The 20,403-nt window shown below is 71.9% G+C and carries 18 protein-coding genes; 8 read left to right on the top strand and 10 right to left on the bottom strand.

All coding sequences use genetic code 11. The features are described 5' to 3' along the window. The first annotated feature begins 92 nt into the window (after window positions 1–92). The 4 genes from ACQP2O_RS10790 to ACQP2O_RS10805 all read left to right on the top strand — a co-directional run bounded on the left by ACQP2O_RS10790 (window position 93) and on the right by ACQP2O_RS10805 (window position 4,285). Window positions 93–755 carry a hypothetical protein gene (locus tag ACQP2O_RS10790; RefSeq protein WP_433182302.1) on the top strand — a complete coding sequence of 221 codons (663 nt, stop codon included), beginning with the start codon at window positions 93–95 and terminating at the stop codon, window positions 753–755. Window positions 756–816: 61 nt separating this feature from the next. Next, on the top strand, window positions 817–2,343 hold the full coding sequence (locus ACQP2O_RS10795) for a serine/threonine-protein kinase (RefSeq protein WP_433182304.1): 1,527 nt from the start codon (window positions 817–819) through the stop codon (window positions 2,341–2,343). Between the two features lie 200 nt (window positions 2,344–2,543). After that, on the top strand, window positions 2,544–3,323 hold the full coding sequence (locus ACQP2O_RS10800; protein ID WP_433182306.1) for an electron transfer flavoprotein subunit beta/FixA family protein: 780 nt from the start codon (window positions 2,544–2,546) through the stop codon (window positions 3,321–3,323). 11 nt (window positions 3,324–3,334) lie between these two features. After that, complete coding sequence (locus ACQP2O_RS10805) at window positions 3,335–4,285, top strand: electron transfer flavoprotein subunit alpha/FixB family protein (protein ID WP_433182308.1); 951 nt, start codon at window positions 3,335–3,337, stop codon at window positions 4,283–4,285. A gap of 71 nt (window positions 4,286–4,356) precedes the next feature. Here ACQP2O_RS10805 and ACQP2O_RS10810 read toward each other — a convergent pair whose 3' ends face one another. From ACQP2O_RS10810 to ACQP2O_RS10830, 5 genes are read right to left on the bottom strand one after another with little or no spacing between them, the layout of a single operon-like run. Further along, window positions 4,357–5,214 (bottom strand): biotin-dependent carboxyltransferase family protein, encoded by an 858-nt coding sequence (locus tag ACQP2O_RS10810; protein ID WP_433182310.1) that lies wholly within the window; start codon window positions 5,212–5,214, stop codon window positions 4,357–4,359. Next, window positions 5,211–5,825 (bottom strand): 5-oxoprolinase subunit B family protein, encoded by a 615-nt coding sequence (locus ACQP2O_RS10815; RefSeq protein WP_433190982.1) that lies wholly within the window; start codon window positions 5,823–5,825, stop codon window positions 5,211–5,213. Before ACQP2O_RS10815 ends, ACQP2O_RS10810 begins: the two co-directional genes overlap by 4 nt. Window positions 5,826–5,836: 11 nt before the next feature. Then, window positions 5,837–6,598, bottom strand: coding sequence for a LamB/YcsF family protein (locus ACQP2O_RS10820; RefSeq protein ID WP_433182312.1), 762 nt, complete (start codon window positions 6,596–6,598; stop codon window positions 5,837–5,839). A gap of 2 nt (window positions 6,599–6,600) precedes the next feature. Continuing rightward, on the bottom strand, window positions 6,601–7,395 hold the full coding sequence (locus ACQP2O_RS10825) for a putative hydro-lyase (protein ID WP_433190984.1): 795 nt from the start codon (window positions 7,393–7,395) through the stop codon (window positions 6,601–6,603). Between the two features lie 47 nt (window positions 7,396–7,442). Beyond that, the gene (locus ACQP2O_RS10830) at window positions 7,443–8,699 is read right to left on the bottom strand and encodes an MFS transporter (protein ID WP_433182314.1); all 1,257 of its coding nucleotides are present in this window, start codon (window positions 8,697–8,699) and stop codon (window positions 7,443–7,445) included. A gap of 209 nt (window positions 8,700–8,908) precedes the next feature. Here ACQP2O_RS10830 and ACQP2O_RS10835 point away from each other — a divergent pair, with 209 nt between their 5' ends. Further along, window positions 8,909–9,613, top strand: coding sequence for a GntR family transcriptional regulator (locus ACQP2O_RS10835; protein ID WP_433182316.1), 705 nt, complete (start codon window positions 8,909–8,911; stop codon window positions 9,611–9,613). On the opposite strand, the gene ACQP2O_RS10840 is transcribed toward ACQP2O_RS10835, so the two are convergent. From ACQP2O_RS10840 to ACQP2O_RS10850, 3 genes are all read right to left on the bottom strand, one after another. Next, window positions 9,561–9,815: a hypothetical protein gene (locus ACQP2O_RS10840; RefSeq protein WP_433182318.1), complete on the bottom strand. Its 255-nt coding sequence runs from the start codon at window positions 9,813–9,815 to the stop codon at window positions 9,561–9,563. The genes ACQP2O_RS10835 and ACQP2O_RS10840 overlap by 53 nt on opposite strands. 163 nt (window positions 9,816–9,978) lie before the next feature. Then, a complete protein-coding gene (locus tag ACQP2O_RS10845) occupies window positions 9,979–10,905 on the bottom strand; it encodes a hypothetical protein (protein WP_433182320.1) in 927 nt (308 codons plus the stop codon). Further along, window positions 10,902–11,459 carry an RNA polymerase sigma factor gene (locus ACQP2O_RS10850; protein ID WP_433182322.1) on the bottom strand — a complete coding sequence of 186 codons (558 nt, stop codon included), beginning with the start codon at window positions 11,457–11,459 and terminating at the stop codon, window positions 10,902–10,904. Before ACQP2O_RS10850 ends, ACQP2O_RS10845 begins: the two co-directional genes overlap by 4 nt. Window positions 11,460–11,712: 253 nt before the next feature. Between ACQP2O_RS10850 and ACQP2O_RS10855 the strand changes: the two genes are divergently transcribed. Next, window positions 11,713–13,359, top strand: a complete 1,647-nt coding sequence (locus ACQP2O_RS10855) for a hypothetical protein (protein WP_433182324.1) — start codon at window positions 11,713–11,715, stop codon at window positions 13,357–13,359. A gap of 156 nt (window positions 13,360–13,515) precedes the next feature. Beyond that, complete coding sequence (locus tag ACQP2O_RS10860; RefSeq protein WP_433182326.1) at window positions 13,516–15,405, top strand: N-acetylmuramoyl-L-alanine amidase; 1,890 nt, start codon at window positions 13,516–13,518, stop codon at window positions 15,403–15,405. Between the two features lie 56 nt (window positions 15,406–15,461). Here the strand turns inward: ACQP2O_RS10860 and ACQP2O_RS10865 are convergent, their stop codons facing one another. Continuing rightward, complete coding sequence (locus tag ACQP2O_RS10865) at window positions 15,462–17,006, bottom strand: glycoside hydrolase family 10 protein (protein WP_433182328.1); 1,545 nt, start codon at window positions 17,004–17,006, stop codon at window positions 15,462–15,464. 222 nt (window positions 17,007–17,228) lie between these two features. On the opposite strand from ACQP2O_RS10865, the gene ACQP2O_RS10870 reads away from it, so the two are divergent. Next, window positions 17,229–19,124, top strand: coding sequence for a LamG-like jellyroll fold domain-containing protein (locus ACQP2O_RS10870; protein WP_433182330.1), 1,896 nt, complete (start codon window positions 17,229–17,231; stop codon window positions 19,122–19,124). A 44-nt stretch (window positions 19,125–19,168) separates the two neighbouring features. On the opposite strand, the gene ACQP2O_RS10875 is transcribed toward ACQP2O_RS10870, so the two are convergent. Next, window positions 19,169–20,365: an MFS transporter gene (locus ACQP2O_RS10875; protein WP_433182332.1), complete on the bottom strand. Its 1,197-nt coding sequence runs from the start codon at window positions 20,363–20,365 to the stop codon at window positions 19,169–19,171. Window positions 20,366–20,403: the final 38 nt, after the last annotated feature.

Here is a 20,403-nt window from a genome sequence, read left to right on the forward strand (position 1 = left end):
TGGCACGTCCGCCCGATGCGGGGACCACAGCGACATTCCGAGGAGGGATCGGCGTTCCTCCGGCCCGGCGGCCGGGTCCGCGCCGCGCACCGATGACGTGGGATGACACCTCCGGGGCTGTCTCCGAGCGGCCGCTCGCGGGCGATGAGACCGTCGACGCCGTCGTCGAGGGATGGTCACGCCTCTTCGCCTACCTCGTCGTCGCGATCGTCTTCGGGCTCAGCGTCATCATGCCGTTCTTCGGGCTGCTGCTGGCGCTCGCGTGCGCGTCCTACCTGCGTGCCGGGCAGGTGCACGCGCGGCGGCACCACGGCGGGCTGTTGCGGCTCGTGGTCGGCCCGCTGACCGCGCCCCTCGACCTCGTCCGCGGCTTCGCCGGGACGCTCCTCACCGTGCCGTACGCCACGGTGTTCGCGGTCGTCGTGCCGATGGCCATCATGGCCACGTCGGCGATCGACGTTCAGGTCGCTCCCCTGGTGGGGGCGGCCTGGGGCGCCGGAGCCGCGGCGTACGTCCTGCTCGCGGCGCCGGGCGTGCGGGTGCCGCGCCGTCACCTGGTCCAGGTGTTCGTCGCGCTGGCGAACGGGCCGCGCCGGATCGCCGTGGTCGGAGCGGTGCTGTGCGTCCTGACGCTCGCCGTCCTCGCCGCCGCGATCGTGCTGAAACCGACCTTCGCCCCCATGTACGAGCTGGAGAACTCCATCGCCCAGGAGCTGTCCCGCTTCCAGGACTCGATCCAGCAGCGCGTGTCGTGACGGCGGGCCCGCCGGGCCGACATTTACGATCATGCGGTACCCGTCCACCGCGGAACCCCCCATGACGTCCCTGCGCGAGAGTCTCGGCCCGTACCGGCTCCTGGAGGAGATCGGTGTCGGTGGCATGGGCGAGGTGCACCTCGCGCTGACCCCGGACCGCCGAACGGTCGCGGTCAAGATCCTGCACCCGGCGGTCGCCCGCGACGCGCTGGCCCGCCGGCGGCTCGAACGCGAGGTCTCGACGATGCTGCGGGTGCGCAGCGCGTACGTCGCCGAGGTCGTGGACGCCGACTTCACCGGGCGCCGGCCGTACATCGTCACCGAGTACATCCAGGGCCGTTCCCTCGACCTCCGCGTGCGCGCCGAGGGGCCGTTGCGCGTCGGGGCGCTGCTGACGGTGGCGCGGGGACTGGCCCGCGCCCTGCACGTGATCCACGCGGCGGGGGTCGTCCACCGGGACCTGAAGCCGGCCAACGTGATCCTCGTCGACCGCGATCCGGTCGTCATCGACTTCGGCCTGGCGCACGTGCTGGACGCGACGCGGCTGACGCGCACGGGGGCGGCGATGGGCACGCCCGGATACCTCGCGCCGGAGATCCTCGACGGGGAGCGGGCGGGGCCGGCGGCCGACGTCTTCTCGTGGGCGGGGACGGTCGCGTACGCGTCCACCGGCCGGTCGCCGTACGGTCCGGGGCCCGCGCAGGCGATCTTCTCCCGCGTGCTCCGGGGCCGGTACGACCTGCGCGGCGTGCCGGGCGAGTTGCGGGCGACGCTGGAGGCGGCGCTTTCACTCGATCCGGAGTCGCGCCCCGGGACCGGCGATCTCCTTGAGGTGCTCGCCGCTCTCCGTGGCCGCCCGAGGCCCGTCGCCGCGCCGGGCGGGCCGGCGGCCGGCCGGCCGCCGAACGGGGACCGCGAGCCGGGGGAACGCATGCCGGGCGGCAGCCCGTCGGACGACCGGTCGCCGGGTGAGCACGCGCAGCAGGGCATGGCGGGCGACGGTCGTGGCCCGCAGGGGCGGGGAGGCCCGGCCCGTGAGGACGTCCCCGCCCCGGCGGCGGACGGCGCCCTGGTGGAGGAGCCCGCCGAGCCGCCTCGCCGGCTGCCGGGGCGGCTGTTGCGGGGAGTCCTCGCGCTGGCCGTTCCCGCGGCCTGCTACGCGCTGCCGGTCCTGGCCGTGGCGACGATCCTGTCGGGCTCCGCCGCCGGGTACACCTGGGACGCCATCGCCCGTGCCCGCCGCCGGACGGCGGCGAGGGTGAGCCGGCTGGCACGGTTGCGGGCCGGTCTCGGCGCGCTGGTCGCGGTCCCGGCGCAGACGGTGATCCGGCTGGTCGCCCTGCTCGTGGCGCTGGTCGTCGGCTACGCCGCGGTGCTGGCGGTCACCTGGTGGTCCGTCGTGCCGCGCGAACGGGCCCTCGCGCTTCCGCTGGGCGTGCTGGCGGTCGTGGCGAGCGTCCTGCGCGCCCGTTACGCGAGTGAGCGCCGTGCGACGCGTCTGGTCGTGGCCGTTCTCGGGGCCGGGGCGCTGGCGCTGGTGGCCGTCGGGATCCCGTTTCCGGCATGGTGGCCGCTCACGGCGCCGTGAGCCGGGGGTGCGGAGTTTGCGCCGTCGCTACTCGTGGGTAACATCGGGGGCGATGCATGGGACGCCCCCGAGGCCGAATCACCTTCGGGTGTTTGGCAGTCTAAGGGCGTCGAACGCATCAGCCCGCGTCGCCCGCAGGGACGGCGCCCGTCGTGCCGGAGGAGCGCGTAGATGAAGTGTGCAGGGAGGGCGGACACCATATGAACATCGTCGTCTGCGTGAAGCAGGTCCCCGACACGGCGACCGAACGCAAGCTGCGGTCCGACGACAAGACCCTCGACCGTGAGGCGGCGGACGTCGTCATCAACGAGCTCGACGAGTACGCCGTCGAGGAGGCCCTGACGATCAAAGAGGCCCACGGCGGTGAGGTGACCGTCCTCACCATGGGGCCGGAGAAGGCGTCGGAGTCGATCCGCAAGGCCCTGGCCATGGGCGCCGACAAGGCCGTCCACGTGTCGGACGAGGCGCTGCACGGCTCGGACGCGCTGTCGACCTCGTACGCGCTCGCCCAGACGCTGAAGAAGATCGGCTTCGACCTCGTCATCCTCGGCTCGGAGTCGACCGACGCCCGTACCGGCGTGCTGGCCGCGATGCTGTCCGAGCGGCTCGGCGTCCCGCAGGTGACGCTCGCCAACAAGGTGGAGATCGACGGATCCGCCCTCAAGGCGCAGCGGCTGACCGACTACGGCTTCGACCGTGTCGAGGCGAGCCTGCCCGCGGTGGTGAGCGTCGTCGAGAAGATCAACGAGCCGCGTTACCCCTCCTTCAAGGGGATCATGGCGGCGAAGAAGAAGCCGGTCGAGAAGCTCGCCGTCGCGGACGCCGAGATCGACGCCGCCAAGGTCGGGCTCGCTGGAGCCTCGACCGAGGTCGTCGACTTCGCCGACGCGCCACCGCGCGAGAAGGGCCAGATCGTCAAGGACGAGGGCGACGGCGGCGTGAAGGTCGCCGAGTTCCTCGCGTCCAAGAAGTTCATCTGAGAGGCGGGGAAATGGCGGAGATTCTCGTCCTCGTCGACCATGTCGACGGAGAGGTCAAGAAGGTCACCTTCGAGCTGCTGACGCTCGCGCGCCGGCACGGCGACGCCGCGGCGGTATGGATCGGCCCGGGTTACGAAGGCGCCAAGGACAAGCTCGCCGAGTACGGCGCGGCCAAGGTCTACGTCGCCGCCGACGAGGAGCTGACCTCCTACGTCGTCGCGCCCAAGGCCGAGCTGCTGGCGCAGTTGGTGGCGGACAGGTCGCCGGCCGCGGTGCTGGTGGCCGCGACGGGCGAGGGCAAGGAGGTCGCGGGTCGCCTCGCGGTCAAGATCGACTCGGGTGTGCTCACCGACGTCGTCGACGTCGCGGACGGGTTCGTCGGCGAGCACTCGATCTTCGGCGGCGCGATCGTCGCGCACGCCAAGGTGTCGAAGGGCACGCCGATCATCGCGGTACGCCCGAACTCCACCGCCCCCGAGGCCGCGCCGTCGACCCCGGCCGAGGAGCAGGTGTCGGTGACGCTGTCCGACGCGGCCAAGGCCGCCAAGGTCGTCGAGAAGGTCGTCCAGGAGAAGGGCGAGCGGCCCGAGCTGACCGAGGCCGCGATCGTGGTCTCCGGCGGTCGCGGTGTCGGCGGAGCCGACAACTTCAAGCTCATCGAGGAACTGGCCGACTCGCTCGGCGCGGCCGTCGGCGCCTCGCGCGCCGCGACCGACGCCGGCTGGTACCCCCACACCTTCCAGGTGGGCCAGACCGGTAAGACAGTGTCGCCGCAGCTGTACATCGCGGTCGGCATCTCCGGCGCCATCCAGCACCGGGCCGGCATGCAGACCTCGAAGACGATCATCGCCATCAACAAGGACCCCGAGGCGCCGATCTTCGAGCTGGTCGACTACGGCGTGGTCGGCGACCTGTTCCAGGTCGCCCCGCAGCTCACCGAAGAGATCACCAAGCGCAAGTAGCGGTAGGTCTGCCTGACGGACGCCCCGGCGATACCGCCGGGGCGTCTCTCATTTCGGATCTCATTTCGGGCTCAGCCCGGCCTGCCGAGCCGGAAGCGGATCCGCCCGCCCGGCCGGGCCTGCGCGGCGAGGTGCAGGTCGGCCTCGGCGACCACCCCGATGACCGGGTAGCCGCCGGTGAGGGGATGGTCGGCGAGGAACAGGACGGGCTGCCCGGCGGGCGGCACCTGCAACGCTCCGGGCACCATCGCCTCCGGGTCCAGTTCACGGACCGCGCGTCGCCGTAGGACGGGCCCACGAAGCCGGATGCCGACGCGGTTGCTGTCCACCGACACCTCGTACAGTGCGGAGCACAGCGCGGTGAGGGCCTCGGGAGCGAACCAGTCGTCGCGGGGACCGGGCACCACGGACAGCACCGGCTCTTCCGGGCGGCGCGGTTGCGGCGCGAGGTCCACGGTGATCCGGCCCTCGGCCGGTCCGCCGATCGGCAGGATCCGGCCCGGCGCCAGGGGCGGCGGGCCGAGACCCGACAGCACGTCCGTGGCCCGGGAGCCGAGCACCGGAGGGACGTCGACGCCTCCGCGGACGGCCAGGTAGGTCCGCAGACCGTCGGCCGGCGCGCCGACCCGGACCTCGTCGCCGGCCCTCACGTGGATCGGCGCGAACATGCCGCCCGCCCGCCCGGCCACGCGCACCGGGCACGACGCGCCGGCGAACGCGATCACCGTCGCCCGGCGGAACCGGGCCACCAGCCCGCCGAAGGTCAACTCGACCCCGGCGGCACCCTCCTGGTTGCCGACCAGGCGGTTCGCCAGCCGCAGGCTCCGCCGGTCGGCCGCCCCGGACTCGCCGACGCCGATCTCGGCCAGGCCCGGACGCCCCAGGTCCTGGACCGTGGCGAACGGGCCGGGGGAGACGATCTCGATCACGTGGGGACCTCCACGAACCGGACGCGGGCGCCGGGCCGCAGCAGCATCGGCGGATCCCGTTCCAGGTCCCACACCGGCAGGTCGGTGTGGCCGATGATGCGCCAGCCGCCGGGGGACGGACGCGGATAGACACCGGTGAACCGGTCGGCGACCGCGACCGCGCCGGTCGGCACGGCCGTACGGGGGGTGTCGTGGCGTGACACGCGCAAGACGGGCGGTAGCCCGGCGATGTAGGCGAAACCGGGGGAGAAGCCGCAGAAGGCCACGGTGTGCTCCGCCGCCGTGTGCCGGTCGATGACGTCCCGCTCGGTCAGGCCGGTCAGGCCGGCGAGCTCCGGCAGGTCCGGCCCGTCGTAGCGGACCGGCACCGTCACCGTGTCCACGACCTGCGGGCCGGACACGGCGATGGCCCGGCCGCCGATCTCCGCGCTCAACCGGCCGATGTCGGTGACGGCGGGGTCGTAACGGAGCAGCACGGTGGAGGCCGCCGGCACCGTCTCCGTCACCCCCTCCGGCGGGTCCCGCCGGAGGGAGTCGCACAGGCCCGGAACCCGAGCCGGGTCGGAGGGCTCGACCAGCACGGCCCGCTCGCCGCAGCGGAGCACGCGCATGTCGGGCCCGCTCATGTGAACGGGAGCACGTCGACACCCGCGGCGTGCAGGCCCTCACGGACCCGGCTCGCCAGCACGGCGGCGCCCGGCGTGTCCCCGTGCACACAGATCGAGCGCGGCGCCACCGTCACCGTCGTGCCGTCGACGCCCACGACCGTGCCCTCGACGGCCATCCGGACCGACCGGGCGACGACCTCATCGGGATCGTCGACGACCGCCCCGGGCAGACGACGCGACACCAGACGCCCGTCCGAACGGTAGGCGCGGTCGGCGAATCCCTCAGTGCTCCGGGCCAGCCCCGCCGCCGCGGCGAGGTCGAGCCACCGCGAGCCGCGGGGACCCAGCACCGTGAGGACGGGGTCGAAGCGGCGCACCGCCTCGACGACCGCGGCGGCCTGGGAGCCGTCGGAGACGATGGTGTTGTACAGCGCCCCGTGCGGCTTGACGTAGCGGACCCGGTCGCCGGCGGCGCGGGCGAACGCGTCGAGGGCGCCGATCTGGTAGAGCACGTCGTCGACGAGGTCGTCCGCCTCGACGTCGATCCGGCGTCGGCCGAAGCCGACGAGGTCGCGGTAGCCGACGTGGGCGCCGATCCGGACACCGCGCGCGACCGCGCGCTCACAGGCGCGCCGCATCGTGGGCGGGTCGCCGGCGTGGAACCCGCAGGCGATGTTGGCGCTGGTGACGACGTCGAGCAGGGCGCCGTCGTCGCTCTTCCAGACACCGAACCCCTCACCGAGGTCGGCGTTGAGGTCGATCACGCGATCCGGCATCCTCACCCCTCGGCCCACAGGGTCTGCTGAGAGACATCGGTGATGAACATGTGCCCCGGCTTGTGAGTGATGGCGAACGGCAGCCTGGACCGCATGAGGGCGGCCTGTGGCGTCACACCGCAGGCCCAGAAGACCGGCAGCTCGCCGGCCCGGATGTCGACGGCGTCGCCGAAGTCGGGCTGGGACAGGTCGGTGATGCCCAGCCCCTCCGGGTGGCCGACGTGGACCGGCGCGCCGTGGGCGGCCGGAACCGCCGCGCTCACGCGGACGGCCGTCCCGACCAGCCCGGCCGGGATCGGGCGCATCGACACGACCAGCGGCCCGCGGATGCGTCCGGCGGGCCGGCAGGCCCGGTTCGTCACGTACATCGGCACGTTTCGTCCCTGCTCCACGTGGCGCACCGGGACTCCCGCCCCGGCCAGTGCCGCCTCGAAGGTGAAGCTGCAGCCGATGAGGAAGGCGACGAGGTCGTCACGCCACAGGTGCGTCACGTCCTCGGCCTGTTCGGCGGGCCGGCCGTTCCGCCACACCTGGTATCGGGGCAGGTCGGTACGCAGGTCGGCGCCGGGCGCGAGGACCGTCTCCGGCCGTCCGGGCTCGGTGACGTCCAGCAGCGGGCAGGACTTCGGGTTGCGCTGCGCGAACAGCAGGAGGTCGTGGGCGTGCTCTTCGGGGACCGCCACGAGGTTGGCCTGGAGGTGACCCGGGGCCCAGCCGGCGGTCGGGGCCACGAACCCGGTGCGGAACCGTGCCCGCGCGGCCGCCGGGTCGGATTCACGATCGAGTGCGGTGAAGATGGGCGCCGGCGTGTCGTCCCTGCGGGCGCGGCTTCGGGCGAGGCGGTTCACGACAGCTCCTGGGCACGCGTCTCCGGCAGGCCGAACAGCGCCGCGAAGGCCAGCACGTAGGCCAGCGAGCCGAACGCCATCGCACCGCCGACGCCGTACCGGGTGGCGATGAATCCGATCGCTGCGGGGAAGAACGCGCCCACGCCGCGGCCCACGTTGTAGGTGAAACCCTGGCCGGTGCCGCGTAGCCGGCCGGGGTACAGCTCCGACAGGAAGGACCCGAATCCGCTGAAGATCGCCGATGAGCAGAAGCCGAGGGGGAACCCGAGGACCAGGATGTAGTCGTTCGCCGAGGCGGGCAGCTGCGTGTACCCCACGATGAGCAGGCCGCTGAGCACGGCGAACAGGCGGATGGTGAGCTTACGGCCGAGCCGGTCCGTGAGGTGACCGCCGGTGAGGTACCCGGCGTACGCCCCGGTGATGAGGAAGGCGAGGTAGGCGCCGGTGCCGACCACCGACAGGTGCCGGTCGGTCTTGAGGTAGGTGGGCACCCACGTGGCCAGCGTGTAGTAGCCGCCCTGGACACCGGTGCTCATGAGGACCGCGAACACGGTCTTCTTCCGCAGGTCCCGGCCGAAGATCGCGAAGAGGGAGCCGCGGCCTTCCGTGTGCCGCTGTGCGGTGTAGGAAGGAGCGTCGGTGACGCTGCGGCGCACGTAGATCGCCAGCACCGCGGGCAGGGCGCCGGTGATGAAGAGCAGCCGCCAGGCGAGTTTCTCGTCCACCAGGTCGAACACCACCGTGTAGATCAGAACGGCCGCGCCCCAGCCGACCGCCCAGGCGCCCTGCACCATCGCGACCGCCCGGCCTCGGTGGCGCGCCGCCGCGTACTCGGCGACGAGGATCGCTCCGGCCGCCCACTCGCCGCCGAAGCCCAGCCCTTGCAGGGCCCGGAAGACCAGCAGGGTCGGGTAGTTCGGTGCCAGCCCGCACAGCGCGGTGCAGACGGCGTAGGCGATCACGGTGACCATGAGGGTCCGCGCGCGGCCGATGCGGTCGGCGAGGACGCCGGCCGCGATGCCGCCGAGGGCCGAGAAGACGAGGGTGGCAGTGGCGAGCATGCCGGTCTGCGGCTTGGACAGGCCGAAGGTCGCGGCGATGGCCGTCAGGCCGAGGGGCAGCACCCAGAAGTCGTAGGAGTCCAGGGCGTAGCCGAGGTAGGCGCCCTTGAAGGCGCGGCGCCCAGGGGCGCCGAGTGTGCGGTACCAGGCGAACGCCCCGGTGCTCCGGTCTGGCCCTCGCTGGGTGGTCACCGCTTGCGATGCGGACGATGTCGCCATGACATACCTCGCCGTCATGTCGCGGACACCGGGCCTGTGCCGGACGCGGCGTCCTGTTTCGTCTCCGTCCCGGCCCCCGCGAGGACGGACGGTTTCGTTCAACATAGATATTGTTGAACAATCCGACAAGACTCTTGTGGTAAGATCTTTGTGTCCGGGTGACGATGGAGAGGGCGGTCCGGATGGCCCCTGAAGGCGTCGACGCGGTCACGGAGAGCCTGACCCGTGACCGGTCGCTGCTCAGCCGGACCAGCACCACCGAGCGTGTGGCGGCGATCCTGCGCGACCGCATCACCGAGGGTCTCTTCCGGCCCGGTGACCGGCTGGTCGAAGAGACGATCGGCACCGCCCTCGGCGTGTCCCGCAACACTCTGCGCGAGGCGTTCCGGCTCCTGTCCCACGAGCGACTGCTCGACCACCGGCTCAACCGCGGCGTCTTCGTGCGCGAGCTGAGCGTCGACGACGTCGTCGACCTGTTCCGCGTCCGCCGGCTGGTCGAGTGCACCGCGATACGCCACGCCGACACCGCGCCGGCCTCAGGGCTCCGCCACCTGCGCGAGGCGGTCGACGCCGGCGAGCGCGCCGCGGCCGACCACGAATGGCGCGCCGTCGGCACCGCGAACATGCGCTTCCACCAGGCCGTCGTCGAGCTGGCCGGCAGCGCCCGGCTCGAGGAGATGATGCGTCAGGTCCTCGCGGAGCTGCGCCTCGTCTTCCATGTCATGAACGATCCGCGCACCTTCCACGAGCCCTATCTGGCGCGGAACCATGACATCCTGAAGCTCGTCGAGGCCGGTGACCGCGACGGGTCCGAGGCGATGCTGAGCGGCTATCTCACCGAGGCCGAGCGCCAACTCGTCGGCGCCTACTCTCTGCTCGCCCGCTGACGCTCTCTGCTCGCCCGCTGACGCTCTCTGCTCGCCCGCTGACGCTCTCTGCTCGCCCGCTGACGCTCTCTGCTCGCCCGCTGACGCTCTCTGCTCGCCCGCTGACGCTCTCTGCTCGCCCGCTGACGCTCTCTGCTCGCCCGCTGACGCTCTCTGCTCGCCCGCTGACGCTCTCTGCTCGCCTGCTGACCGCCGCGGCCATACCTCACCGAAGAGATCACCGAGCGCGAGTCGCCGCGCGCACGGGAACGCCCCGGCGGAGGCCCGCCGGGGCGTTCCCGTGTTCGGGAAGCGTCACCTTGCCGTCGGTGTCGGAGGCGGGGGGCCTGGACAGGGTCGCTCAGGCGTTCCCGCGTCGGTGGGCGTCACTTCGCCGTCGGCGTCGCGACCGGGGCGCCCGGAACCGGCGTGCGAGCGTCGTGGACCTGCCGCGTCGGGCCGACGAACAGCAGGACCTGGTTCTGCGCCCACGGGTCGGCGTCGTGCACGATCCAGCCCGGCTGTACCTTGTCCGGCGGTACGCCGTCCCGGTACGGCGCGTTGTCGCCGTCGGGGCCGAGGTACCGGTACTCCGGCACGGTGACGTGCCGCTTCTTCAGCATCGCCACGACCTCGGCGACCGTACGCCCGCGGTACGTCATCCCGTGCATCACCTCGCCGGGCGCGTCGGCCGGGGCGGTGGAGTTGTAGTGCTCGCCGGGCCTGGCCGCACGTCCGAAGACGACCTGGGCGTGTTCCTTGTACCCGAGGGGGATCTTCACCCCGACCGGGCAGGCGCTGCCGCCGCCCCCGGTGCGGCACCGTCCCGGCGCGGTGATCGTCTTGAGCGGGCCCTCCGACATCACCACCGTCCCGACGATCGTCGGAGACGCCGGGACCAGCGTCAGGTCGATGTTCATGCCGTGCGCGGCGAACTCCTTCCGGTACCGCGCCGGATCGGCCAGCGGGTCCTTGACCTTGACCACCAGGTACTTTCCCTGGGTCGAGAAGCTCAGCGCCGCCAGTTGGACCTTCACGGGCCCGCTGCTCGAGTGCTGTGACGGCGTGGGCGTCGCGTGCGTACCGCCGGAGCCAGCGGAGGTGACGGCGACCGCGATCGCGACGGTGGCCGCGGCGGCGGCCAGCGGCACGCCGACGATCAGCCCCCGGCCGCGCCGGGCCCGGTGCCGCGCCGGAACGGCGGTGGCAGTGATCTGTTCGGCCAGTTCGGTCCTGGCCTGCGGGCTCACCATGCGGGCGGCCTCCTCGTCGGTGATCGGCGCGAGCCGCCTGATCAGCTTGTCGTGGTTCATACGTGCTCTTCCTTCGCGATCCGCGCTCCTCGCAGCTGCGACTCCGCGTTGGCGCCCCTGTCCTTCAGCTCGCGCGCGAACCGTTTGCGCGCCCGGTGCAGCCGGATGCGAACCGCGTTGCGGGAGCAGCCGAGTACGGTCGCGATCTGACCGGCGTCCAGGCCTTCCCAGCCGACCAGGGACAGCAGTTCGCGGTCGTCGTCGGACAGGCTGCGGAACGCCTCGGCGACCGCCCCGGACTCGACGTGGTGATCGGCGGCCCGGGCGGCGTTGCCGAGTTCGGTACGCAGCCGGTCGCCGAGGGCCGTGCGCCGCCGCTCGCCGCGCCGGTGGTTGGCCAGGACCCGCCGTGCCACGCCGAACAGCCACGGGCGTGCCCGGTCGCCGGCCGGGATCTCGTCGAGCCGCCGCCAGGCGACCAGGAAGGTCTCGGCGAGGACGTCGGCCGCGTCGTGACCGTCCTCGGTGCGGCGCATGACGTACCCGAGGACCGGGTCATGGCAGGCGGCGTAGATCTCCTCGAATCTTCGCCTTCTCTCGTCGAGAGGTCCCAAGGACCCTCTCCTCTCGGTCGGTGCCGGCCCGCGGATGCGCGCGGTCACCTCGGACATGTCCGGCCGATCCGTAGCATTTCGCGGATCTTCGAGCGGCCATGGCGAGGTCGCCGGGGCCGGCGGCCACGTCCTCCTGCGCCGGGTACGACCGCCCGGCCGTCCCATCAGGCCGTGAAATGCCGGACGAGGTGCCGGACACCCATGGGGCGGAGGCCGTCGCCGCGACGGTCCCGGTCCCCTCGAAGGAGATCTCTTGGCATTCGTCAGAGCCGCCGTGGCGTTCGGAGCCATGGCCGCCCTCTCCGCCGGTACGGTTCAGGCTGCCCACGCCGCACCGCGACCGGTCACGTCCACGCCGGCCGGCAAGGCGCGAGACCTCAAGAGCAAGGTCGTCACCGGCGGGCCGATGCGCAAGCCGATCCCGCTCGGCAGCCGCAGGTTCGCGGGGCCCACACCGACCGTGAAGGTCGACGTCCTCGACCGCGCCGGTGCCGCGCCGACGGCGGACAACGTGTCCTCGGTGGAGTTCATGGCGTTCGGTGGAGGCGACTGGTTCTCCGCAACGCCCGTCGACGGGCATCTCGAGGGCGCCATCCCCGCAGGCGACTACGCGGTGCAGGTGAGCGTCAAGACGCCCGCGAAGAACGGCGCCACGTCGACCACCCTCGTCTACCGGTCGAAGGTCTCCATCACCGGAGACACCTCGCTCACGCTCGACGCCCGGCAGGGCCGGCCGGTCACGGCGTCGGTGGACCGTGCCGACGCGGGGGTGAAGGACCTCACCGTCCAGCTGACCCAGGACCTCGGATCCGGTCCGGAGACGATCGCGATGAACGGGGGCCCGGACTTCTACATCACGCCGGCCGGGACCGACGGTGAGCTCACCTACCGTGTCCAGGCGACGCTGACCAGGAAGGGCGCCGAGACCGGCAGCCCGTACGTGTACGACATCGCCGCCGCGTCGCCCGGCATTCCCGCCGACCCGGTCCTCCGGGCCCGGACGAGCGCGCTGGCGGCCGTGCGGACCACCTACGCGGCGGAAGGCGGTCCGGCCTGCGGCGGAACGCACGCCGGGGTGGACTGGGGCGCCGCGATCAGCATCCTTCCCTACACGGGACTCGGCTCGCTGCCGACTACCCGCACCGAGTACTTCACGCCGGGACTCGACTGGTCGGCCGACGATATGGTCACCGGCGCCGACTGCGGGTTCGCGTTCGGCGACACCGACGTTCGGACCCGCAAGGTGAACTTCCCGCGCGCCGGGTCGTACACGCGGGCATGGAACGCGGCACCGCTCGGCCCGTCCGCCGGCTTGATCTACTGGAGCGCCAACGGCCCGGGCGGGGAGCCGGCCCTGATCATGCCGATGCTGTCCTCCGGCGACGCGAAGAGCGAACTCGGGCCGTACGCGCACATGACGGGCACCTCGACCCTGCGCGACGCCGCCGGGAACGTCGTGGCCACGAGCGACGACCCCGGCACGAGCAACGACTGGACCGCACCCGCGCCCGGGAAGTACACGCTCACGATCGACGCCGAGCGCGCCGCCCCCTGGTCCGCTCTGGCCACCCGGCAGCACGACGTGTGGAACCTGACCGTGGACGACGGCCCGAAGGTGACACTGCCGGCGCTCCGCTACCGCACGGCGCTGGACGCGGACAGCCGCGGCAAGGCCGGCGCGGACCAGGCCATCACCGTCGTGCCCGACGGCACCGACGGCACCCCGACGCTGCGGGTCTCCTCTGACGACGGCGCGACCTGGGCCGACGTCGCGCTGCACAAGGACGGCACGGCGTGGACCGGGACCGTCCACAACCCGTCGTCCGGCTACGTGTCGCTGCGCACCGCCGTCGCGGGAGTCGTCGACCAGACGGTGATCCGCGCCTACGGCGTCCGCTGACGGAACGACCGGTCGCCGGGGATCGCGGCCGTACGGCGTGATCCCCGGCGACCAGAAGTCCGCAAGCGGACAGCAGCCAATTCCGACGTTTCGGTTGACGCGATCTGACCGCTCCGGCAGTCTTCCGGGGTCTATTCGATCTTGGGGGTCACCGAGATGTCCAACCGACGTCGCGCGATCGGAGCGGGGGCCGCCCTGGTGGCGGCCGTCGCCGCCGGCGCCGTCTACGTCCAGCAGTCCTCGTCATCGGCAGGCCTGCAGTCCTCGTCCTCGCCGGCGCGGCAGACGGCGTACGCCGCCGCGGCGAAGCGCTACAAGGTGCCGGAGAGCGTCCTGCTCGGCGTGTCGTACCTGGAGTCGCGCTGGGACACCAACGGCGGCCTGCCGAGCGTGAGCGGCGGGTACGGCCCGATGCACCTGACCCAGGTCGCCGCCCCCTCGGGCGGCGGGATCGAGCAGAGCGGCGGTGACGACTTCGGCACGGCCGCCGCGCCGAAGACCGCCGCGGCGGCCTCGGAACCGCAGACCCTGCCGGAGGCGGCCAAGCTGACCGGCGTCAGCGTGGGGCAGCTGCGCGTCAACCCGGTCGCCAACATCGCGGGCGGCGCGGCACTGCTGGCGAAGTACCAGCAGGACGCGCACAAGCCGCTCGGCGCCGACCCGGCGCAGTGGTACGCCGCCGTCACCCGCTACGGCGGGAGCGCCTGGTTCGCCGACGAGGTCTTCTCGGTGATCCGCTCCGGCGAGACCCGCACCACCGACGACGGCCAGCAGGTCGCGCTCGCCGCCGACCCCAAGGCCGCCCCGGCCGCCCCGGTCGCCGCGAAGGGCGTGAGCGCCGCGGCGGCCACCGACTGCCCGGCGAGCCTGAAGTGCGAGTGGATCCCCGCGCCGTACAAGCAGCTGGATCCGAAGGACCCCAGCAAGTACGGCAACCACGAGAAGGCGAACCGGCCCGCCCAGCAGAAGATCGACTTCATCGTCATCCACGACACGGAGTCGTCGTACGCGTCGGCGGTGAAGTCGGTGCAGGACCCGACCTACCTGGGGTGGCACTTCACGATCCGCTCGAAGGACGGGCACATCGCCCAGCACGTGCGGGTCAAGGACGTCGGCAAGCACGCCGGGAACTGGTACATCAACTCGAAGTCGATCGGCGTCGAGCACGAGGGCTACGTCGCCAAGGGCGCGTGGTACACCGAGGCGATGTACCGCGCCTCGGCGAAGCTGGTCGGCCACCTGGCCGCGACGTACGGCGTCCCGCTCGACCGGGGGCACATCCTCGGCCACGACAACGTGCCCGGCCGGGCCATGAGTGCCGTCTCCCAGATGCACCAGGACCCGGGCCCGTACTGGGACTGGGCGCACTACTTCAGCCTGCTCGGCAAGCCGCTGAAGGGCTCGACCACCGTCAAGTCCCGCGTGATGATCCTGCCGAACTACGCCAAGAACAAGGTGGCGTACACGGGCTGCGACTCCGCCCATCCGTCCGCCAAGTGCCCGTCGCACGGCGGCGCGTCCATCATGCTGCGCACCAAGCCCAGCAAGACCGCCCCGCTGGTCAAGGACATCGGCCTGCACCCCGGCAGCGGCAAGGCGACGATGAGCGTCTACGACCACTCCGCGCGGGCCTCGACCGGTCAGACCTACGCGGTCGCCGGGAAGAGCGGCTCATGGGTCGCGATCTGGTACCTGGGGCAGAAGGCCTGGTTCTACAACCCCACGTCCAACCGCACCGCCGTCGCGGCACCGGGCAAGATCGTCACCCTCAAGAAGTCCGCGAAGATCTGGGGCATGGCCTACCCGGCCAAGCTCAGCGTCACCCCGCCGGCGGACCGGGTCGCCGAGCCGCTGAAGTACGCGGTCGCCGCAGGACAGAAGTACGCCCTCCTCGGCAGCGAGACCGGTGAGTACTACCACTCCGTCACGTTCGACAGCGCCAAGCACGTGCTGTACAAGGACGCGACGAAGTACTACGAGATCCAGTTCGGTCACCGTGCCTACTTCGTGAAGGCCTCCGACGTGACGGTCTCCACCGTCAGCTGACCCGTAAACGACACACCGCCGTGACCTCCGGACCCGGAGGTCACGGCGGTGTCGTGTCACTGGAGCCCGGTGGGCGTCCCCGCGCTCTCGTTCCACAGGCGGTCCAGGGCGGTGACGACATAGACGTACGCCCGGCCCGGCTCGGCGGTGCCGTCGATGAATGACGTGCCGCCGGTCACGGCGACCCGGTGGGCGTCGTCGAGGTCGCACCCGGCGGCCGGGCCGTCGAACCGGTAGACCGCGTACCGCGCGGCCCCTCCGACCGGCCGCCAGGTGACCGTGGAGCCCTCGACGGCGGGCCGTGGCCGGTGCGGGGCGTGCCCGCCGAGCCGCGGCATGAGCGGCACCAGCGCCGGGCGGGCGTAGTGGTCGGCGACCATGCGGCTCACCGCGCCGATCCGGTCGGCGTCCATGTCCTTGGCGCTGAAGTGGATGTCCCCGGCCACCTGCGGATACGCCCGGTCGAACGTGAGGTGCCGGGACAGCTCGGCCGGGTCCTGCCAGGGCGCGGCCTGCCCGGCGGCGCCCTGCCGGTAGTCGGCCTGGCCGATGTACAGCTGCACGCCCGTGCCGGTGACCTGCCGGGCCCACCACGGGACGAGCTTGGCGTAGTCGGCGATCGCGAACCCGATGTACCAGTAGACCTGCGGGGCGATGTAGTCGATCCACCGCTTCTTCACCCAGCCGCGCGTGTCGGCCGAGATCGCGGTGTACGACTCGGTGCCGTTCGTGTCCGAGCCCTCGGGGTCGGAGGTCTTGTTGCGCCAGATGCCGAACGGGCTGATCCCGAACTTCACCCACGGTTTGAGGGCGTGGATCCGGCGGTCCATCTCCCGTACGAGCAGGTCGATGTTGTGCCGCCGCCACGACGCCTTGTCGGCGAACCCGGAGCCGTACCGGGCGAACGTCGCGTCGTCGGGGAAGTCCGCGCTGCCGCTCGGATAGGGGTAGAAGTAGTCGTCGAAGTGGACGCCGTCGATGTCGTAGCGGCGGACCGCGTCGAGCATCGCGCGTTCGACGAAGTGGCGGACGGCGGGGATGCCCGGGTCGTAGTAGAGCTTGCCGCCGTACGGGTGTACCCAGCCGGGATGGCGGCGGGCGGGGTGGTCCGGCGTCAGCAGGCTCGGGTCGGCCTTCATCGACACCCGGTACGGGTTGAACCACGCGTGGAACTCCAGGCCGCGCGCGTGCGCCTCGCGGACCAGGAAGGCCAGCGGGTCGTACCCCGGGTCTTTGCCCTGCGTGCCGGTCAGCCACTGGGACCAGGGCTCGTACGGGGACGGCCAGAACGCGTCGGCCGTCGGCCGTACCTGGACGAACACCGCGTTCAGGTGCCGGGCGACGGCGTTGTCCAGCAGGCGACGGTATTCCGCCTGCTGGCGGGCGACGGGCAGGCCGGGGGAGGACGGCCAGTCGATGTTGGTGACGGAGGCGATCCAGACGCCGCGCAGCTGGCGCTGTGCCGTCGCGGGCGCGGAACAGGATCGGGTGCGGGCGTCGGGCTGGGTACGGGCGCCGGCGGGGGCGGCGAGGGGCCCGGCGGCGAGTGCGCTGCCGAGCAGCGCGGCGGTGGCGAGGGACAGGACGTGGCGAAGGACCATGCAGCTCTCCTCAGGCTCTCGCAGAGAACTTACGATCACTGATCGATCGATGTAAATGATTCACTTCACGTGTCGCCGTGGCGGGTCGGGCCGCGAGGCCCATAAGAGGGCGAATCGCCTGTTCAGCGGATGTTCGGCGGTCGTTACGGGTGATCGAGCTGTGCCTTTGTGCGGGCCGACCATAGCGTGCCGGTCGACTGGCCCGACCCCACGGAGACCACCTTGTGCAAGACCCACCGCCAGCCCGAAGCGTCACAGCTCGGGAGTAGCCGCCGCTCCTTTCTCAACTACGCCGGACTCGCCGGAGTCGGTACCGCGATCGGAATCGCCGGTGCACCGCCCGCCGCCGCCGCGACCCAGGGCGCCGACGCGGGGCGTCCCTTGCGTCCCGATACGGACAACCCGCGGTTCACGTTCGTCGTGATGCCCGACACGCAGTACCTGTTCGACGACCAGAGCATTCACCCCGAACCGATCGAGGCCTCCTTCAGGTACATCCTGGACAACGGCCGGGACGAGAACATCGTGTTCATGTCCCATCTCGGGGACCTCACCCAGAACGGCCTGAAGAACGAGTTCGAGCAGATCGGCAAGGCGTTCCAGACCCTGGACGGCAGGTCCGTCGCCTACAGCGTCCTCGCCGGCAACCACGACGTGAAGTCCTCGACCGACGACCAGCGGGGGAGCACTCCCTACCTGGAGACGTTCGGCCCGCAGCGCTTCCGGAAGTCGCCGACCTTCGGCGGGGCCACCGCCGACGGCTACAACACGTACCACGTGTTCCGCGCCGCCGGACGGGAGTGGCTGGTCCTCGCGCTGGACTGGCGGACGTCGGACGGTGGCATCGAATGGGCGCGCCAGGTCATGAAGCGGCATCCGCGGACGCCGGTGATCCTGACCACCCACGAGATCGTCTACGCCGACAATCCCGGCGAGGAGGCGCGGTTCTCCGACTACGGCCGGCGGCTGTGGGACGACCTGATCGCCGGCAACGACCAGATCTTCCTGACCCTGAACGGGCACTACTGGCCCGCGGCCCGCACCACGCAGAAGAACAAGGCCGGGAACGACGTCCACCTGCACATCACCAACTACCAGAACCGATACTACGGCGGCGCCGCGATGATCCGGCTCTACCGGTTCGACCTCGCCCGGAACACCATCGACGTCGAGACGCTCTCCCCGTGGATCCTCGGCCAGGCGGCCACGGACCTGAACGAGCTGGAGCGCCAGGAGATCGAGCTGACCGGCGCGGACGACTACTTCTCCGTGCCGATCGACTTCGAGGAGCGGTTCTCCGGGTTCGCCCCGGTGCCGGCCCGGCCGGCGCGCCCGGCGTCCGCGATGCTCGTCCCGGGCACCGTGGCCTACTGGCGGTTCGACGGTGCGCACAAGGACGGCGCCCCGTTCGCCGACTCCGACCGGGTCGCCGACCTCTCCGGCCACGGGAACGACCTGACGAAGGTCACCGTGTCCGGCACCCCCGCGAGCGCGCTGACCTGGTCCGCCGAGTACCACCCCGACCAGCCGGGGCACGGCAGTCTCTACTTCGGCGGTGACAAGGCTCCCCTGAAGGGCTCCTACCTCCAGACGGCCGCGTCCGCGCCGCTGAACTCCGCCACGTTCGCGTCCGGGTACACGGTCGAGGCGTTCTTCAAGCTGCCCGCGGACTGGAACGGGGACCGCAACGGCTGGGCGGCCCTGCTGAGCCGGTGGGGCATGAGCGGTGAGGCCAAGAAGACCGGCGGCGACCCGGAGGAGCCGGTCGCGACGCTCAGCCTGTCCGGCGACCGGGAGCTGCAGTGGTGCATTTACCCGCAGAACCTGAACGGCTCCGTGACCAACTGGGGCCATGAGCTACCGCTGGGGACGTGGTGGCACGTCGCCGTCGTGAACGACGGAAGCCACACGACGATGTACGTCGACGGCTGTCCGGTCGTCCGCAATCCGTCGACGAAGGCGACCGGCATCGCGACGGTCGGCCTGCAGTGGCTGCTGGGCGGTTACGAGTACGGAGGCAAGATCGACCAGATCCTGCACGGCTGGGTCGGCGACGTGCGCGTCGTCGACCGGGCCCTGCCGGTCGACCGATTCATGCCGGCCGGCACGGGCCGGTAGCGCGGAAGCGGGTCGGGGTGGCCACCCCGACCCGCTTCAGTGGATCAGGCCGCGAGCCGTACGGGCTCGGGCTCCACGTTCCGCTCGGCCGCCACCGCGAAGAGACGGCGGGTCGGCACGAAGCGGGCGCTGGCCGCGATGAGCAGGGCGAGGACGATCGCCAGGCTCAGCCCGACCCGCAGCGACGCCGCGTCGGCGAGGAATCCGATCACCACCGGGCCGAGCACCAGCCCGCCGTAGCCCATGGCGCCGACCTGTCCGACCGCCGCGGCGGACCGGCCGGGTACCACCGAGCCGGCCACCGAGATCATCGTCGGGATCACGGTGCAGACCGCGAGCCCGACCAGCCCGAAGCCGACGAGCGCGACCGGCGTCGCCGGGGCCAGGACCACGACCGTGATGGCGGCCGCCGTGCCCAGACCCGCGTACGTCAGCATCCGCCGGGTGCCCAGCCGGGCGCGGACCCGGTCGCCGACGAGCCGGCCGGCGAGCATGGCGGCCTCGAACAGCGGGTAGGCGAGGGCGGCGACCGACTGCGTCGCGCCGAGTTCGCGGTTGAGGTACAGCCCGCTCCAGTCCGCGATCGTGCCCTCCATCATGAAGGCGACGAAGGCCAGCACGCCGATGAGGTACACCACGAGCGGCAGCCGCGTACGGCCCTTGCCGGCGGAGGCGGACGTGGGATCGGGGATGTAGGTGCGGCCGAGGACGATCGTCAGGGGGAGGGCGAGGATCGCGCCGCCGACGAGCGTGTCGCCGAACGACAGCCCGGCCGTGGCGCTCAGGGAGCCGATCAGCCCGCCGGCGATGCCGCCCGCGCACCACCCGGCGTGCATGCCGTTCATGATGGGCCGTTCATAGGACCGTTCCACGGCGCTGGCCTGGGCGTTCATGCCGATGTCGGTGAGCCCGAAGGCCATCCCGAACAGCGCGACCGCGACGAACAGCAGCGCCCGGGTGGGCGCCAGCCCGACCAGGGCCAGGCTGACCGCCGTCAGCGGCGCGGCGACCTTCAGGACCGCGCTGCCGCCCACTCGCGCCATGACGCCTCGCAGCCCCTGCATCGCGATGATGGCGCCGATCCCCCAGACCAGGATGGCCACGCCGACATCGCCCTCCCTCATCCCGAACTTGTCCGCGAGGGCCGGCGTCCGTGACACCCAGACTCCGCAGAGCATGCCGGCCAGGGCGAACGTCAGCACGGTGCCCAGGCGGGCCCGGACGAGGACGCGAGACGTCATGATTTCACCTCATTCTGTGTGCCGTGTTGCGCACGGAA

Origin of the sequence: Actinoallomurus sp. CA-150999, assembly GCF_050942425.1 — a bacterium.
Taxonomy (GTDB): domain Bacteria; phylum Actinomycetota; class Actinomycetes; order Streptosporangiales; family Streptosporangiaceae; genus Actinoallomurus.